The organism is Flavobacterium frigidum (assembly GCF_048286735.1).
GTDB lineage: Bacteria > Bacteroidota > Bacteroidia > Flavobacteriales > Flavobacteriaceae > Flavobacterium.
The window spans coordinates 54,873-73,534 of sequence record NZ_JBLVPU010000016.1 but is presented as its reverse complement, the minus strand read 5'-3'; the positions used below and the strand labels follow the sequence as shown (position 1 = coordinate 73,534).

Below are 18,662 nucleotides of genomic sequence, written 5' to 3'. Positions count from 1 at the left end.
AAACTTATTATCCCATTTCTTAGTATTAGGAGCACCAATATCTCAATACAAAACACGACTCCTCCTGCTGTCCGTTGTATCTTTTTTTATCTACCCTGTTCGGGTACATAAAAAAAGGATGCCACTTCCATCAGGGCTATCAAAAAATAGTATGTTTTCAATCGCGATTTTCTAAAAATGTAATAGGCCAACTATTCGAATTAAGTTTACTTTTGCAGCATGATAAAATGGATAAACAAACTGTTTTCAATTGAAAAAGCAGAAGATAAAATACCCAATATGAAGAAATTTTTAATCGTAGGACTAGGCAATATCGGTTCAGAATACGTAAATACAAGACACAACATAGGTTTTAAAATAGTTGATTTTTTAGCAAAGAAAGAGAATGTCACTTTTGAAACCGTAAAACTTGGTACACTAGCTAAATACGCATTCAAAGGCAGAACTTTCTTGCTGCTTAAACCGAATACCTATATGAACTTAAGCGGCAAAGCCGTTCAATACTGGATGGATAAAGAAAATATTCCTTTAGAAAATATTTTTATCATTACAGATGATTTAAACCTTTCTTTTGGAACAGTTCGCATCAAACCAAAAGGAAGTGATGGCGGACATAACGGTTTAAAAAATATTAATCTTGTTCTGAACACACAAAACTATACGCGATTTCGCTTTGGCATCAGTGATGAATTCAAAAAAGGAAAACAAGTAGATTATGTTCTTGGTGAATGGGATGACGCAGAAAAACTAGCACTACCAGAACGATTAGAATTGGCTTCAGAAATCATAAAATCATTTGGAACAGCTGGTTTAGAAAACACAATGACTACTTTTAACGGAAAATAAACCATTACTTTTCTGTATACCAACAAAATGGACTTTGAATTAATTTGTATTAGAGCGTAATAATAATTAATTTTAGTGCATTATTCAATGATTTATAGAAAAACAGCACTTTACACCCCAAATTGTAAAAGCAATTAAAAAACGATACCATGAAAAAAATTACTTTCATACTACTATTTTGCCTATTTTTTTCAGCTCATAATTCGTTTGCGCAAGTAAACAACACTACCGAAGTTTCCCTTTTTGGCAAGAACAAAGTTATCAAAACAGGAGAAGTCATTCGTTGCGCTAGCACGGAATATGAAGAATACTTGAAGTCTAAAAACCCCAATAGATTGTCAAATTCTGAATTCGAACAATGGATTACTCCAAAAATTGCTCTTGAAAAAGAAATAAGGAAAAATGCACCTAAAGGTTCCAGAGTCAATGCCGTAATCACAATTCCTGTTGTAGTACATGTTATTCATAACGGAGATCTAATAGGAACTGACGAAAATATTTTTGACGAGCAAGTAATTTCTCAAATACAAGTCTTAAACGAGGATTTTAGGAGAAAATCAGCAACACCCGGCTTTAACACAAATCCTGTAGGAGCAGATGTTGAGATTGAATTTGCTTTAGCAAAAAGAGACCCCTCTGGAGTTTTAACAAATGGCATTGACCGCGTTGACTTAGAACAAGTAAGCTGGTCTACAGATGATATAGACACTATGGTAAAGCCATTAACTGTTTGGAATCCTGACAAGTACTTAAATATCTGGGTAGTTAAATTTTCAGCCGGCTCCCTATTAGGATATGCACAATTTCCAAGTAACTCTACCCTAACTGGTATCAATGTAAATGGAGGCCCAGCTAGTACTGATGGCGTTGTAATTGGGTATTCTTTTTTTGGTTCATCCGCCTATTTTCCTAGTGGTACCTATGCAGTTCGATATGACGGCGGTAGAACTACTACCCATGAAGTCGGTCATTGGTTAGGGTTGCGCCATATTTGGGGAGATGGGGACTGCACAGTAGATGATTTTTGTGCAGATACTCCAAATGCAGGTCAAGAAAACTATGGTTGCCCTAAAGGGGCTGACTCCTGTATAGATTCTCCCGGGTTAGACATGATTGAAAATTACATGGATTATACAAATGACACTTGTATGAACATTTTTACCACCGATCAAAAAAACAGAATGATCACCGTTATGAATAATTCCGCACGAAGGGCATCATTAAAAACTTCAGACGCACTGACACCTGGAATCCTGCTTACAAATGATGCGACGACATTAGTTATTAATTTAAACATTAATTGTAGCAAAACATTTTTACCACGAATAAAAATAACAAATAAAGGAACTGCTCCTTTGAAACAAGCCTCAATTCGTTACGGCGTTGACAACCAAAATTTACAAACATACAACTGGACGGGGACTCTGGCTAATAATCAATCACAAAACGTCACCCTAAGCAGCATCACATCAGCCACAGGAGTTCATAATTTTAACGCTACGATACTAAGTACTAACGGCACAACAGATCAAAACACTGCAAACAACAGTAGCAATATAGATTTTGAACTTTTAAATACTGTAAACTATACCTCTAATACTGTAAACTTTTCACTACAGCAAGACTACTACGGAAAAGAAATTACCTGGGAATTAAAAAATACTGCAGGCGTTGTTTTGTACAAAGGCGGACCATTTACTAATACCACACGGACAGAGCCACTTCCTGCTTTAATAACAGAAACCTTTAACCTTTCTAGTAATGATTGTTATACATTCTCCATTTATGATAGCGGAGGAGATGGTATCTGTTGTGATTACGGAGCAGGATCTTATTCTTTACAAACACCGTCTGGAGACATAATCGTTTCGGGAGGAAATTTCACCGGATCAGAAACAACGAAATTCAGCAATAATTCACTTGCAACAAATGAATTCGAAAGTGAAAGTTCCGTTTATCTGTATCCTAACCCTACCTCTAATTTATTACAAATTGCTGTTGAAAATAAATTAGACATTCCAGAGAACTATACCATCATTAACACTTTAGGCCAAATTATAAAAGCTAAAAAAATAGACTCAGAAGCTGACCTTAGTATTAATGTTTCCAATCTAACACAAGGGATTTATTTTTTAAAACTATCAAAAAATCAATCCGAAACAAAAACAATTCGGTTTATAAAAAAATAAATAACATAAAATGAACAAAAAAAGGATTGAAGTTTTCGGTCCTTTTTTAGTTTTATCAAATGGATACCTTAAATTTGTACCATTATAAAACACTTGCTTTGAAGATTTTTCACTCTATAAACGATTTCAACTCCACAAAAAAAACAATATTAACCTTAGGCACTTTTGATGGAGTACATATTGGGCATAAAAAAATCCTAAAAAAAATAACCAAAAATACGGAAAATCAAAAATACGAAAGTTTGGTTCTTACTTTTTTTCCACATCCTAGAATGGTACTTCAAGATCATTCTGACATTAAGTTGCTCAACACAATTGACGAAAAAATTGATTTGTTAGAACAAATAGGCATAGAAAATCTAGTCATACATCCGTTTGACGAAGCGTTTTCGAGACTAACCGCTGAAGAATTTGTACGTAACATTCTAGTAGACCGCTTACGGATCCAAAAAATAATTATTGGTCACGATCACAGATTTGGAAGAAATAGAACAGCAAATATTGATGATCTTATTGGCTATGGCAAAGAATATGGTTTTGCAGTAGAACAAATATCCGTTCAAGAAATAAATGATATTTCTGTGAGTTCTACAAAGATCAGAAATGCTTTGACTGCCGGCGATATGGATCTAGCAAATGATTACTTAGGTTATGATTATTTTCTAACAGGAAATATTATTCAAGGCAAACAGCTGGGAAGAACCATAGATTTTCCAACTGCTAATTTAGAGATCGCAGAAGACTATAAATTAATACCACAAAATGGCGTTTATATTGTAAAAAGTACTATTAATGAGCAAATCGTTTTTGGGATGATGAACATCGGGTTTAACCCAACAGTAAAGGGCGAAACTCAAACAATAGAAATTCATTATTTTGACTTTAACGCTGATTTATACAATCAAAAAATTAGTGTTTTTGTTTTGCATCGATTGCGTTCAGAACAAAAATTCGACTCGATAACGCTTCTAAAAGCACAGCTCCAAAAAGACAAAAAAGCGGCATTAAGCTACTTGAACACATTTTAATTAAGTGTAAAATGTTTCTTAATTTTCATAAAACATTACCTTTTTTTCTTTAAATTTGAAAATAATACATTTTTTATTCAAAAAATATTGTTTTTCAACTTTTAAAAATGCTTGTTATGAAACTTCCCAAAGAACTAATAAACGGACTCATTATAATACTAGGAATTGGAATCTATTTCTTAATCATGGAACTTTTGGGTCTTGCTGACATTTATATTCTTCGTGTTTTTAACGTGCTTTTTATTTTTTATGGTACGAATAGAACTCTTAAATCTAATTTTGCAGAAGGAAAAACTAATTTAGCGAGTAATTCTGTATCTGCATTAGCAACATCTTTGATAGGAGTTATCTTGAGCATAGCCGCCTTAGTTGCATATAGTTTTGCAAAAGGTGGAGAAAAATATATTGGATCATTATCTAAAACCTTCTTGTTTGGTGGTGAACCATCTGTAATGACGTATTCTATCTCTTTGTTATTTGAAGGAATTAGCTCAGCAATAATAGTAACTTTCATGCTACTTTTATATTGGGATACCAAATATTCCTCTGACAAACATGGAAGCAAATCTTAAAACAAATTAGGGTTGCAAATAATCTTTTAGCAACTCGATCACAATCCATAAATTCTCATACGCAGTTCAGATGGTAAATACTAAGCTGTGAGTAACAGAAGAGGATTATTACACATCAAAAATTATGTACCGACTAATCCTATGATTCACATAATGCCATGCCTCAACTAAAATAGTACTTAAATTCCTTTTCGATGGTATTGCATTGCTTCTTTAGAACAATTTAACTACTTTTGGGACACTAAAAAAGTGCATCGATGAGTATTACAAAACACAATTGGACGAAGGACGAAATTATCGCCATTTACAATAAACCCATGATGGATTTGCTTTTTGAAGCAGCTTCAATCCATAGAGAACACCACGATCCAAACGTGGTTCAAGTTTCTACCTTATTATCCATAAAAACAGGCGGATGTCCTGAGGACTGTGGTTACTGTCCGCAAGCAGCGCGTTACCATACTGAAATTGAAGGCAATGATTTAATGTCTGTTAGTCAAGTAAAAGCGCAAGCTTTACGAGCAAAATCCAGTGGCTCCTCGCGTGTATGTATGGGAGCAGCGTGGAGAAACGTAAAAGACGGCCCCGAATTTGACCAAGTGCTTGAAATGGTACGAACGATCAACAAGCTTGACATGGAGGTTTGCTGTACCCTAGGAATGATAACTGAAAATCAAGCACACCGATTAGCGGAAGCAGGATTGTATGCCTACAACCATAATTTAGACACCTCAGAAGAGTATTATAAAGAAGTGATTTCAACACGCGGATTTGAAGACCGTTTGCAAACCATAGAAAATGTTCGTAAAACGAATGTTACCGTATGCAGCGGAGGAATAATTGGTATGGGTGAAAGTATCGAAGATAGAGCCGGAATGCTGGTAGCACTTTCTACTTTGAACCCACAACCTGAATCAGTACCAATTAATGCTTTGGTTGCCGTGGAGGGCACTCCTATGGAAGAGGAAAAACCAGTTGAAATTTGGGAAATGATACGAATGGTAGCGACCACGAGAATCATCATGCCAGAAACTCAAGTGCGTTTATCAGCCGGGAGAATGAACATGAGTCGTGAAGGGCAAGCCATGTGCTTTTTTGCTGGTGCAAATTCTATTTTTGCAGGAGATAAATTATTGACTACACCAAATCCTGATGTAAATGAAGACATGAAAATGTTTGAAATGTTAGGTTTGAATCCACAAAAACCTTTCACAAAAGTCTCTCAACCACAAACCGTTGAAGCTGAAGACTCTCAATTTTCCCCATTAGGTGAAAAACCAAAATGGTCAAGACCAGGACATACAATTGAACGAAATCTTGAAGCATCTGGCAAAGAAAAATAAATTTAGAGTCCCTTTATCATACAAACCATCTGTTTAAAACAGGTGGTTTTTTTATGAAGTCAAATTAATAAATTACCTTCCGAACCATTGACAGACCATTTTGAAGAAGTATTGTTACCAAAACTACTTGATTTTTAGCTTTTACGGTAGAAACCAAAAAATCCATTTCATTTATATTGTTTTTAGCGAACATTTTTCGTCCCGCCAAATCATGTATTGCAATTGAATAGATATTTCTTTATTTGAATGTATGATCAACTGCTCGTTTTTACGAAACACTACAACTGATTCATTGTCTTTTACAAGATCATTCAATGCCAAAGTCTTATCCATAAAACGCAACACAAAACGATCATTGAAAACTCCTAGGTTAGTAGTAAAAGTGAAATTTTCGTTTTTTAAATTAACAATAGTATTATTAAATTTATCTTCAATAAAAACATTTTGACCCAAAAACAATGGATCAGTCTGGTCTATTTTGATTGTAAATGAACCCGCTATTGTTGTGGAATATCCTAATTTTATTTCATCTGTTGTAGCAAAAGGCAGAGCTCTACCTTGAATTGCTAAATGCTTATCCTCAATAATGCTATAAAAATCTAAATATTGGTTACCATTAAAACTTTCTCCATCAAATGAGGCATCTAATCCATTTGTTGCTCTATTTGCGTAACCCACTAATATTTGCTTAAAGGCGCCTTGATTATTAAATAAATTCAACCAAATTCGATGCTTCTCAACCTCATTTTGTTTTGCTTTCTTGTCCCCATTAAATCTAAAAAAACTAGAATTCTGTCCAATTAGCCGCATGGAATTATTAAACTTTAAGTCACCAGTATTATTTATACTTGTAACAAAAAAAGATTGGCCAGAGGCTATATTCCCGTCCGGTTTTGAATTACTCACACCTGAACTCAACGCTGCATTCGTACCAACACCTCCCAGCAGATTATATGTTGCATAATCATCCGAAGTATATAAATTATTAGTTATTGCAGTATTATGTGTCCAGAGATATATGGTTCCATCTAAATTAATACTGTTTTCAATTAAAAATAAATTGGCATCAAGAGCTGAGGGATAAGGATTTCCAACTAGATTCGACGTACCTGAAGCACCGATAGGCAAGGTTACAAGTCCATTATTAGGAACACCAGTAAATACCGCTTCGTGAATGGCAGTACCTGAATCCGAAAAAGATTCTGGGCCACGTATAATATATCCTTTTCCTAATGTCATTACGGCATTTGCATCCTCATTTAACCAAGAATCTAATCCCGCATTAAATGAATAAAACTTATCTAAACGTGTATTGGGTGAAACATCAATCAATTTTTGATTTACAACAGGAGTCGACCAGTAGGTATAATCCATTTTCAGGATTGGTGTCGTTTTCCGCTTTAGCAGAATAATTCCCGTATTGATAACTTGATCTTCTGACTGATAAAGTGCCGCATTGTTTTCTAAAATCAAGGTACCCGCACCCGAATAATCAAAAACTAAACCCAAAGTATTTCCATTTGCAACAGTCACTGTATTTCCTGAACTAATAGAACATGAACATGCATTTATAGTGGAAATAGGCGTGTAACTACCATTAAAAATAAGTGTTCTTTCTTCTGATGGCAATCCATTATCCCAAGCTATTCCGTTCCATATAGTACTATTGGTACACAATTTAATACGGGCAACCCTATGCTTTGTTATGCCAGAAACAGAATTGAAACTTCCCCCGATAATTACTATATGATTTACCGTAAAACAAGCAGTATACAACGAGCCGTTTAAATTTACTAAAAAGGTTGGATCATAAACTCCAGATGAGAGTAATCTTAGCATTCGTTTTACAGCAATACCATTATACGTTCCAGAGAAAGTACCTCCTACTAACATCCGATCATCGGGTTGAACCAAAATACATCTCACGTCACCACTACTAAGACCAGCACCAGAATTGAAAGTTACATCTAAACTTCCGTCGCCATTTAGTCTCAGGATTCTCTTTGCGGAGAGACCTTTATACGTTAAAAATGCCCCTCCAACAATCAATTTATTATCAGATTGGAAAGCTAAAGCATATACGTTTTTATCAAAACCACTGCCTACCGAAAAACTAGAATCAATACTTCCATCTGAATTTAAGCGAACTATTCGATTACACGAATAAGTATTAAAGGTTGTGAAACGGCCACCCAATACTATTTTTCCGTCTGGCTGAAGCACGACGGCTTCGACAATAGCATCGGCTCCAAGACCTGTGATAAAAGCAAGGTCAATACTTCCATCGGGTAATAATCGAGCAATTCTATTCACTACTATTCCATTGTAGCTTGTAAAATTTCCTGCTATAATTATTTTACCATCAGGTTGTAATGCAAGTGCATAAATAATATTATTAGCACCAATTCCAGTTATAAAGCTTGGATCTAACATCCCAGTAGACAAAACTCTTGCTATTCTATTAGCAAGTAAACCGTTGTAAAATGTGAAAGTTCCAGCGATAACAACTTTATTGTCTGGTTGCAAAAGGGCACTTCGCACAGTATTATTTGCACCAATACCACCACTATTAAATGTAGAATCGATTGAACCATCATCCGCCAATCGTGCTATTCTGTTACAAAAGATACCATTAAATTTAGTAAAATTACCAAATGCCATCGTTTTATTATCGGATAACGCCAGCACCTTCAAAACCGAATTGTCAAAACCTACTCCAGCAGTAAGAAATGCAATATCTAAAGCTCCAAATGGATCAACTTTAGCCAAACGTCCTTGATTTTGCGAATCAAAAACAGAGAAAGAACCTGCTATATACCAAGAACTATCTCCTGCAACTGCAAGATCCAACACTGATGCAGAAAATGGACCAGCCCCAATATCAAATAAGGGATCCATGATTCCTAACGGATTTAAAACGATCATTCTATTTACATCAACTCCATTATAAGTACCTGTAAACGAACCTCCAACCGCAATAAATCCAATTGCACTCAATTTAATAACCTCAACTACACCCGAACTAAACCCCAGACCAGAAACGAAAGTTCCATCAATTGATCCGTCCGTATTTAAACGAATAATTTTATTAGCCGTATTTCCGTTATAACTTACAAAATCCCCACCCGCAATAATTTTTCCATCTGGCTGTATCGCAAGAGCTGACACTGTCGCATTGAACCCCACACCTGTTGTAAATGAAGGATCTGGACTACCATCGGCATTTAGTCTAATAATTTTACTATTACTTATTCCGTTAAAAAAGTCAAAAGATCCTGAAAGAATGATTTTGCCATCCGGTTGCATCTGGACTTCTTCTACTACACCACTAGCACCTAATCCTATTACAAAATCAGTATCTACAGTGCCGCTAGCTAATAACCTAACAACACGATTTGCAGTAACTCCGTTGTACTTTGTAAAACTCCCTGCAACAATGATGCTCCCGTTAGATTGCAAAGCTAAACTATACACTATCCCACTACTGGCGGCTATCTGAGTATTGAAAGTTGCGTCAATTGATCCGTCATTATTCAGTCGAATTAATCGGCTTGCCGTTACCCCATTAAAGCTAGTAAATGCACCTCCTAAAAGTATTTTCCCGTCTGGCTGTAGTAAAGAACAGTACACTTTACCATTAAAACTAGTCCCTAAATTAAAGGAGGTATCCTTAGTACCGTCTTGAAACAATCGACATAAATAAGGAGTTGCAGTTCCGTTAAAATTGAGATAATCGCCCCCTACTATCAATTTATTATCGGATTGTACCGAAACTGTTCTAACGGTATTATCAAAACCATCCCCTTGCAAACCATCATCATAAACGTTAAATGTGGAGTCAGATTTTCCTTGCTGGGAATACGTCTTATTTTGAAGGGGAAAACCAAATACTATGATAAGAAATACTAAAACTATTTTCAAATTTAGAGGAACTTTATGCCATTATTACGGGACTTTTCTACCCATAAAATTTAAGCTTTGATTTATAAAAATCCTAAATTAGAGACAATAAAATTACTATGCAATACCCACATTTAGTGATATTTACCAAACAAACAACCCAACTTGATTTTATTCAAGTTGGGTTTACATACCTATTCTACTTATAATCAAAGTAAGTTTTTACATAATTTTTTTAGTAATTACATTTCCATCCCCTAAAATTACTTTTACAATCAGGATTTGTTGTGTAATAGTATTACTTAGGATACGATATTCGGCACTGTTAATACTTTGTTTATCGAAAATTTTTCTTCCAAGTATATCAAAAACTGTGATTCGTTCTATAGATTCAGTTTCTGATTTTATTTTCAATTCATTTTTATATTTTGATATAATAATAGTGTTTTCAAGTGGCGATAGATTATCAATCCCTAATGTTTTTTGAGTAAAACGCAATACAAAACGATCATTAAAAGTACCTGCCTGAGTGGTAAAAGCGTAAGGTGCTATTTTTAAATCATGGACAATATTTAGTACTTTATCTTCGACAACTATATTTTGCGCTTTTAATATTCCATCCGTTTGATCGATTCCGATGTTAAAGTTTCCTGCTACTGAAGACCTAAAACCTAAATGCACTTCGTCATTTTCGTCAAAAGGCAATGCTCTACCTTGAATAACCAAATTTTTCTCTTGATTAACACTGTAAAAATCTACAAATTCATTTGCATCATACGTTTGACCATCATATCCATTATCAAAGTTATTTGTTGCTCCTGTCACATAACCCACTAAAGCCTGTTTAAAAGCACCTTCATTGTTAAATAAATTAAGCCAAACCCTATTTTGTTCAACATCTGATGCTGTTTTGGCATTTTTAGTTGTTCTAAAAAACTGAGAATTCGTACCTATAATTGCACCCACACCTACTCTCATAGTATTGTCAAACAAGATAGAACTTCCTGTTATGGAAACTTTACTACTGGCAAAAAAGGATTGTCCTGCAGCAATTTTACCCGTTGGGATATTCGGATTAGTAGCTGATTTATCTGCATCACTGGGTGCAGCGGCAGTTGCTGTTCCTCCTGTAAGATTGTACGACGCATAATCATCGCCAGAATAAGCAAAAGTTCCTGAGCCAGGGTTAGATACTCCTATACCAATAGATGTATTGTGCGTCCAGAAATAAAGAGTTCCATCTAAAACTCCTGCGTTGTCAGTCAAAAATTTATTGGCATCCAATGCTGATGGATAAGGATTTCCTATTAGATAGGATTTATCAGGAAAAATACCTGATATCGAATAGTTTCCATTATTTGGAACACCATTAAAAGTAGCAAGATACTGACCTAAAGGCCATGGCACTATCCCATTTGTTGTCTCTGGCCCTCTAACTATATATCCTTTTCCAACCGACATAATGGTTGCAGATGATTCTTGTTTCCAGTCTTCTGATCCTGCCGCAACTTCGTAAGAATAAAATTTACCATTTAAGGTTCTTGGTGAAACACCACCTAATGTAAATCCTAACACAGGTGAAGACCAATAGGTATAATCTGTATTTCGTATTGGGGTCGTAAGCCTTTTGTACTTGATATTACCAATATTAACAACATTATTAATTTGTACAAGACTTGCACCGTCTTCAAATGTCAATGTACCTGACCCATTTACAGTAAGCTTATCTTGAAGTTTAAGTGTAACTCCTGACGCAACTGTTGCAACAACACCCGTGTTGACCGTACAATTACAAAGCTCCACATTAGTAGCTATAGCTGTAATAGAATTTATAATACCTAGCATATCAATAGTAGGCGTCACTGACCAAGTAGATCCTGAATAGGTTGTAGTATTTACGGGATCAATTACCACATTTCCTGTAGGCGTAGAGGTACAAGTCCCACTTGTTGTAGCAAAGGCGTAGGTTCCAGGTGCTAGACCAGGGATGATTGTTTCTGATCCTGTACCAGTAATTGAAGCGCTTGACGAGCCACTTCTAACTATTGTCCAAGAACCAGAAGGCAAACCAGTTAATCGAACACTTCCTGATGTAATAATGCAATTTGGCTGAACCGTTGTTGCTACAATAGGTTTTTCTAGAGGCACGAAAGATGACGAAAACCGAACTCTTGCCTGACCCGCAGCTTCAAAATACTCTAAAACAAAATTGGTATTCCCACTAAGATAAACTGAATAAGTTAGTTCTTGATATGCATGTATAGTCCAGTCATTTATAACATATGTAGCACCCCCATCTAAACTTAAACGATACCCATCATCGGCACCTACGGTAAAAGTATAGCATCCTGCTGGCAAATTCCTATTCATTTTAAAACGGACAGCATAATTATCCGCATAAGAACCACATATACCTGCCCCCGAAATAGAAGCATTAACAAGATTTAAGTCAAATGTTTCTAATTGAGAAATGCTACCTACAAAATTCGTACTAAAGTTACTATTTTCTGGATTTGCACCTGGATAGACATACCCTATCCAAGAATTGTTACCATACGATATTTGATCTCCTATTGCTGTTCCAACTGTTACGGTTGCACTACCAGTTAAGTTTGTTGAGCAATTTGTAGAACTTGGATTTGATACATTTACAAGATTATAAACAAAATTTCCTGTTGTTGAAGTTGAAATTGGTATGTTGACTGATGCATTTGCCCCTACTAGGACCACTGTATTTGTTCCTCCATTGATATTGTATGTAACATTCACATTATATGCCTGTGGATTTGAAATTGTAACAACTGGAGCTGTTGCCCCAACGCACACCGAAGCACTTCCTGATATTGTAGCACTTGTCGGTAAATCTCGCACCTGAATAGGATAAGAAAAATTAGTACTCGTTCCACAACCATTAGTAGCTGAAACTAGAAGATCCCCGGATGCTGCAGTTGCATTAAATGATACTGTTGCGGAAGAACCATTGCTTGTTGGAGTAACCGTCCAACCTGTCGCAGTTGTACTCCAAATGTAACTCACAGCATTTGTTACTGGCGTAACGCTAAAAGTCCCTGATGAAGTTTTACATTGATTTTGACTTCCTACCACTCCCACGGGAGCTACTGGAGCCGCACCGCTTGTGGTTACAGTAACTACGTTTGAATTAAATACACAACCAGCACCATTGCTTACTGAAGGTCTAAACGAACGTCTAAAATAACGAACATTATTTGCTGCTGCAGCTGCAACAGGCACTCCAGGAACAGTATAATTTCTTGCCGTTGCTCCTGAAATGTCAACGAAATTAATGTTGTCAGATGAAGATTGCCACTGATAAACAGAACTAGTTCCTCCATTTGCGCCGCCTGTACAAGAATCTAGATCTGATGCTGTTATGGCAGATGCCGTATTGGAGCAAACTCTCACATCTGTTGAACTCGTTATTGTATTCGTTGATCCATCAAAAGGAGTCAAACTAAAACCAACAACATTTCCTCCTTGATGTTCATAGTAATCTAAAATAATATCACTATTTCCGTTTAGAGTTATCAAATTATTACAATAAGATGTATTACCTTGTTGAAACCATTTGGTAAAAACCAAAACACCGTCTACATAAACTCGGACACCATCATCACCATTTACATTCAAAATGTAACAACCAGCTGCTCTAGTTGATCTCATTCGGTACCTTATACTGAACAGTTCTGTATAAATATTAGTCCTAATAGTTCCGTTAGAAACTACCGGAAAACAAACAGTATTACCACCAAAACCCTCATTAATAGTTTCTGTTGCTATATTATAATATCCAACATAATTAGCACTTAAAAAAGGTGATGTAGTTATTGAAGGTGATGCAGGTGATACTGTACCTCCAGGAGGGGGACCATCAGTATGGTTGTAAACATGTCCCACCCATTGATTAGTTCTAAAAGCTGTCTGATCGTCAAAAGCATTGCCTACCGCTATTAAATTCATCGTCATAGCTCCACTAACCGTACTATTATCATTTATACAGGCATCTCTCGACAAAAGAACCTTTATTTGCCCAGAAAGCGTAGACGTCCAGTTTGCAATTGTAGTACCAGTAGTGCCAGTAGAAAAACCCGCAACTCCAACATTTGAGTCATTAGCTGCGTTTAATATTGTTAAGTTTTCATTTCCAGTAAAAACATTTCCTACAGCAAAACTATACCTAAAACCTTGGACTACGTTTACTAACGCATATTGACCTGATTTTAAATTTGCAGTTGTTATCGTATTACCATTGTCTAGACAAAACGTATATGTACCCACAGATGAGAGAGGTGTTCCTGTATAAGAACATTGGGCATGAGATAGATAAAAATTGAAAAACAGAACTAGTAGGATAAGTAATTTTTTATTCATACGAGAGGGTTATGAGAGGGTAATCTTATTTTATATTTAGGAGTAGTATTTCAGATTTTGTAAATACACACAAAATAGCAACATATTTTAAATTAAAAACAAATTAATCGATGTACTACTTTTTTTAACGATGAAGCACACAATAATCACTATACAGAATGACTTATTAAAAATTTCTATGCCATTGGCTTTATCCAAATAATAAATTTTCAGTTTTGATAAAAAAATACTGATAAATAACATTAAAAGGATTTAAAATTGTTTTGATCTTAGCGTGATTTACGAATAATTTTACCACTCAAATTTGGATTTGAATCACTGTCATTAAAATGTGTTTAACAACAGTTTATACTCTAATCAAACCTTTATTATCTATCGTCAATCAGACAATGTTGCTTTTCACAAAAACTCCTCCAATAGGTTATTAGGTACTATTGTTGCATTTTTGCTCTTTCATTAAAAATCTTAATTATGAAAGATGTTTTTTCTGTACAAGAGGCTTTAAAAAAAATAGAACATTATTGCGCCTATCAGGAACGGTGCCATGACGAAGTGGTTCAAAAACTACGAACTATGAAAATGGATGCTGATGAAATTGACACCATTATTGTCAAACTCATACAAGATAATTTCTTGAACGAGAGCCGCTTTGCGTGCAGTTTTGCTAGAGGAAAGCATCGCATTAAATTTTGGGGGAAAATCAGAGTTGTAAACGAACTCAAATTCCGTAACATAGGCCAATACAACATCAATCTAGCACTAAAAGAAATTTCAAATGAGGAGTATTTAGAAACTTTTGATAAAATAGCTCTACGGAATTGGGACAGCATCAAAGAAACTAATCTTCAAAAAAAGCGAAAGAAATTCTGTGATTACTTACTCCGAAAAGGGTTTGAAAGCAACTTGATTTATGACAAGGCAAAAGAACTAGAGCGACAGTAAAATACTCACCGCATTACCTCCAAAACCTACTGCATTGATCAATACTTTTCTAATTGGTTTTGTTTGTTTTTGTGCTTCCGCGAAAGGAACTCCAATAAACGTATTGTGTTGCATCATTAGGATAGCGAGTTCCATACTTAAAATCCCGGAGGCACCAAAAGTGTGTCCAATTTTCCACTTATTAGTAGTCAATAAAGGTAGGCTTGCACCAAAAACTTTTTCAATTGCCTTATATTCTGTAACGTCGCCTTTTATCGTTCCAGGAGCATGCATGACAACAACATCCACTTCTGACAAATCAGTATTTGCTAAAGCCATTTTCATCGATTTTTGAAAGCAAGTTGCTTCAGCTGAAATCGAAATGTTATGTTCCAGAACTTCTGTCGCATACCCTATACCCTCTATAAACGCCAGTGCATTTTCTTTTTTTCCGATTTCTAAACAGCAAACACCTGCTCCTTCTCCTAAGATCATCGTACTTTGTGTTTTGTTTAAATCGAAAGCACGATTAGGATATGCCTCTTCGCTGCGAGAATAAATCTTAAGCGCTCGCATTTGAGCGATCGTGAAATCCGTTAAAGGCGCTTCACTACCACCAACCAAAAACTTATCAGCCATTCCGGATCGGAGCCACGCCACGCCATTTAGAACCGCATGTAAAGCAGTAGAACACGTTATAGAATGTGAGATTTCAGGGCCGGAACTTTGCAAATCATGGGCAACCCATGAAGAAATGTTTCCCAAAGTTGTCGTTGGAGAAGCCAAAGTTTGTGCTTTGCCAGTTTTTAAATACTCCTTATAGTGTTTTTCAAATAAATCTGTTGCACCACGAGAGGAACCCATGTTGATTCCAAAAACGTCGTTTGAAGACCAACCTGCCTGCTGAACTGCTTTTCGGGAAACTTCGATAGCATAAAGAACCGATTTGTCAAGGAATTTATATTTGGTATCTGACATTTTAAGCGCTTCTATTCCATCAACAGCGTCTACACTTAGTGGTGCTATAAATGTTGCTGCATTATCTATTATTTCTTTAACAAAATAATGTTTATCATTGAGATAATTTTGCCAGATTACAGTAGGATTGTTCCCTAATGGAGATATTGATGAAAGTGCGGTAATAGATATTATTTGTGACAAGATGTTTGGATTTTATTACGCAAAGATTCGCAGAGCATTTTCGCAGAGATTCACAAAATTCAAAAAGAGAAATCAGCTTGGCGAAACTTAATTTTTCACTTTATGACTTTGAGAAATAATTTTTTATTTACCCATAAAGGTCGCAAAGTTTTTCGCAAAGTGCGCAAGGTTTACCTCCGAATAGCGAACTTTAGATTACTTTGACTACTTTATATTTCTAATATTGACTTACAAGTCCGAGACATTTTTAGATTTCACAGCAGTATCTTATTGAAAACGGGGTCCTTTTTAGCCCTGATAGCAGTGAAAATCCTTTATTGCCTCCTTTCTTTAAGGAGGCAATAAAGATTGTAGCGAATAGCAGGAATAGCTACAAATTTAAACTATTTCAAGGGCTTCTTCGACTACCTGATATACTTTCTGCAACTGTTGTTCCGTAATGACATAAGGAGGTAAAATATAAACAATATTCCCGACAGGTCGCAAAATTACTCCGTTTTCGATAAAAAAATCATAGAGCTTGTTGCGTAGTGTTCCATAATAAGTCGCCGTACTTTCGGTTTTAATTTCTAAAGCAAAAATGACTCCCAAAACTCGGGTTGTCACTACTTTCGGATGGTTTTTCACGCGCTTTTCAAATTCCAAATGACTATGATTAACGCGAACAATATTGGCTTGCATTTCACTGGTTTGTAACAATTCTAAACTAGCTAATGCTGCCGCGCAACCCGTAGGATTTGCTGTAAAGGTGTGTCCATGAAACAAAGCTTTATTGATATCGTCATCATAAAAAGCATCGAATAAATCCTGTGTAAAAGTCGTAATCGCCATAGGAATAGTTCCTCCGGTTAAAGCTTTAGACAAGCACATCATGTCTGGTTTTTCTACCAAATAATCTGTAGCAAATATTTTTCCGGTTTTTCCAAAGCCTGTCATCACCTCGTCTGCAATAGTTAGAACGCCATTTTCTTTACAAATTCGCATCAATTTATCTAATGATTCCAGTTCGTACATCACCATTCCAGCGGCTCCTTGAACCAAGGGCTCATAAATAAAACCCGCACAATTGTTATTTTTTAGTATAGATTGTAAAGCATCGTAACTTTCCTGTTCCTGCCCTTTCACTGGAACGGGAATCCGAACTATATCGATAAACATACCTTGAAAAGCTTCGACAAAAAAGGAAATTCCACTAGCTGCCATTGCTCCAAAAGTGTCTCCATGAAAAGCATTTTCGAAAGCAATTATTGTCGTTTTCTTTTGCCCTTTATTGAAGAAATACTGCAAAGCGACTTTAATCGCAACTTCAACAGCTGTTGATCCATTATCAGAGAAGAATATTTTTTGTTGGTTTTTTGGTAAAATCTCCATCAGCTTCTCGGCTATTTCAATTGCAGGCTCGTGTGTAAAACCACCAAACAAAACATGTTCTAATGTTGTCAGTTGCTTGTAAATGGCATCGGCGATAAATGTATTCGAATGTCCGTAGGGATTAACCCACCACGAAGCGATTGCATCAATGTATTCTTTATTATTTTCATCCCAAAGCAAAGCTCCTTTACCTTTTTTAATGGCAATTGGCAACGCTGCAGTTTTATGCTGGGTATACGGATGCCAAAGATATTGGCCGTCTCTTTCTGTAAGCCCCCTAACCCCCGAAGGGGGAATGTTTGTGCTACTCATAATTATAAATTCAATAGTTGTTCCCGAAACAAATCAGCATATTCTTTAATTACATTTTGATCAAAATAGGGTTCTTGTTCTATTCTTCCAATACGTTTTAAACCCGTTTTAATCAAAATTATTTCTTCTGTAGCTTTGTTTTCATCTCCGGAGAAAACAATCCCTGCTACTGCTATTTTTCTGTTTTGCAAAGCTTCAATAGTCAACAGAGTATGATTAATACTTCCTAAATAATGCCGAGAAACAACAATTACTTTATAATCGGGCTGAATCAGATCAATTACACAATCGGTAGTGTTTAATGGTACGAAAACACCTCCCGCACCTTCAACGACCAAATGATTATCGGTTACGGGCTCACTAATTTTACTTAAATCAATGGTAATTCCATCACGTTCTGCAGCAAAATGTGGACTCGCAGGTGTATTCAAAGCATAGCTATTGGGATGAATTATTGTTTTTTCATTAGACAAAAATCGTTTGACTTTATGACTGTCAGAATTTTCTAAATCACCCGCTTGTATGGGTTTCCAATAATCGGCTTCTAAAGCTTCTGTAATGATAGCTGATGCAATGGTTTTACCTACGTCGGTTCCAATTCCTGTTATAAATAGTTTCATGATTTATATT

General features: G+C 35.8%; 11 protein-coding genes. 6 read left to right on the top strand and 5 right to left on the bottom strand.

The window, feature by feature from the left end:
* Positions 1-219: 219 nt before the first annotated feature.
* From pth to bioB, 5 genes are all read left to right on the top strand, one after another.
* Positions 220-846 carry an aminoacyl-tRNA hydrolase gene (gene pth / locus ACNQGO_RS10615; RefSeq protein ID WP_417944229.1) on the top strand — a complete coding sequence of 209 codons (627 nt, stop codon included), beginning with the start codon at positions 220-222 and terminating at the stop codon, positions 844-846.
* Positions 847-995: 149 nt separating this feature from the next.
* Positions 996-3,035 (top strand): T9SS type A sorting domain-containing protein, encoded by a 2,040-nt coding sequence (locus ACNQGO_RS10610; protein ID WP_417985243.1) that lies wholly within the window; start codon positions 996-998, stop codon positions 3,033-3,035.
* 98 nt (positions 3,036-3,133) lie between these two features.
* The gene (locus ACNQGO_RS10605) at positions 3,134-4,063 is read left to right on the top strand and encodes a bifunctional riboflavin kinase/FAD synthetase (protein WP_417985254.1); all 930 of its coding nucleotides are present in this window, start codon (positions 3,134-3,136) and stop codon (positions 4,061-4,063) included.
* A 116-nt stretch (positions 4,064-4,179) separates the two neighbouring features.
* On the top strand, positions 4,180-4,635 hold the full coding sequence (locus tag ACNQGO_RS10600) for a hypothetical protein (protein ID WP_417985242.1): 456 nt from the start codon (positions 4,180-4,182) through the stop codon (positions 4,633-4,635).
* 257 nt (positions 4,636-4,892) lie between these two features.
* Positions 4,893-5,978 (top strand): biotin synthase BioB, encoded by a 1,086-nt coding sequence (gene bioB, locus ACNQGO_RS10595; protein ID WP_417985241.1) that lies wholly within the window; start codon positions 4,893-4,895, stop codon positions 5,976-5,978.
* A 171-nt stretch (positions 5,979-6,149) separates the two neighbouring features.
* Here bioB and ACNQGO_RS10590 read toward each other — a convergent pair whose 3' ends face one another.
* Complete coding sequence (locus ACNQGO_RS10590; RefSeq protein ID WP_417985240.1) at positions 6,150-9,899, bottom strand: delta-60 repeat domain-containing protein; 3,750 nt, start codon at positions 9,897-9,899, stop codon at positions 6,150-6,152.
* Between the two features lie 201 nt (positions 9,900-10,100).
* Positions 10,101-14,267 carry a T9SS sorting signal type C domain-containing protein gene (locus ACNQGO_RS10585; protein WP_417985239.1) on the bottom strand — a complete coding sequence of 1,389 codons (4,167 nt, stop codon included), beginning with the start codon at positions 14,265-14,267 and terminating at the stop codon, positions 10,101-10,103.
* Between the two features lie 471 nt (positions 14,268-14,738).
* On the opposite strand from ACNQGO_RS10585, the gene ACNQGO_RS10580 reads away from it, so the two are divergent.
* The gene (locus tag ACNQGO_RS10580; RefSeq protein ID WP_417947324.1) at positions 14,739-15,209 is read left to right on the top strand and encodes a regulatory protein RecX; all 471 of its coding nucleotides are present in this window, start codon (positions 14,739-14,741) and stop codon (positions 15,207-15,209) included.
* Here ACNQGO_RS10580 and ACNQGO_RS10575 read toward each other — a convergent pair.
* The 3 genes from ACNQGO_RS10575 to bioD form a co-directional block, all read right to left on the bottom strand.
* On the bottom strand, positions 15,195-16,349 hold the full coding sequence (locus ACNQGO_RS10575) for a beta-ketoacyl synthase N-terminal-like domain-containing protein (protein WP_417985238.1): 1,155 nt from the start codon (positions 16,347-16,349) through the stop codon (positions 15,195-15,197). The two genes, ACNQGO_RS10580 and ACNQGO_RS10575, sit on opposite strands and share 15 nt — an antisense overlap.
* A 378-nt stretch (positions 16,350-16,727) precedes the next feature.
* A complete protein-coding gene (gene bioA / locus ACNQGO_RS10570; RefSeq protein WP_417985237.1) occupies positions 16,728-18,032 on the bottom strand; it encodes an adenosylmethionine--8-amino-7-oxononanoate transaminase in 1,305 nt (434 codons plus the stop codon).
* Between the two features lie 2 nt (positions 18,033-18,034).
* Positions 18,035-18,652, bottom strand: a complete 618-nt coding sequence (bioD, locus tag ACNQGO_RS10565; RefSeq protein WP_417985236.1) for a dethiobiotin synthase — start codon at positions 18,650-18,652, stop codon at positions 18,035-18,037.
* Between the last annotated feature and the right edge of the window lie 10 nt (positions 18,653-18,662).

What these genes read in the sequence shown, in the direction of transcription:
- bioA (WP_417985237.1), bottom strand. Translation starts at nt 18,032, where the DNA reads ATGAGTAGCACAAACATTCCCCCTTCGGGGGTTAGGGGGCTTACAGAA.
- bioB (WP_417985241.1), top strand. Translation starts at nt 4,893, where the DNA reads ATGAGTATTACAAAACACAATTGGACGAAGGACGAAATTATCGCCATT.
- ACNQGO_RS10585 (WP_417985239.1), bottom strand. Translation starts at nt 14,267, where the DNA reads ATGAATAAAAAATTACTTATCCTACTAGTTCTGTTTTTCAATTTTTAT.
- bioD (WP_417985236.1), bottom strand. Translation starts at nt 18,652, where the DNA reads ATGAAACTATTTATAACAGGAATTGGAACCGACGTAGGTAAAACCATT.
- ACNQGO_RS10610 (WP_417985243.1), top strand. Translation starts at nt 996, where the DNA reads ATGAAAAAAATTACTTTCATACTACTATTTTGCCTATTTTTTTCAGCT.
- ACNQGO_RS10600 (WP_417985242.1), top strand. Translation starts at nt 4,180, where the DNA reads ATGAAACTTCCCAAAGAACTAATAAACGGACTCATTATAATACTAGGA.
- ACNQGO_RS10580 (WP_417947324.1), top strand. Translation starts at nt 14,739, where the DNA reads ATGAAAGATGTTTTTTCTGTACAAGAGGCTTTAAAAAAAATAGAACAT.
- pth (WP_417944229.1), top strand. Translation starts at nt 220, where the DNA reads ATGATAAAATGGATAAACAAACTGTTTTCAATTGAAAAAGCAGAAGAT.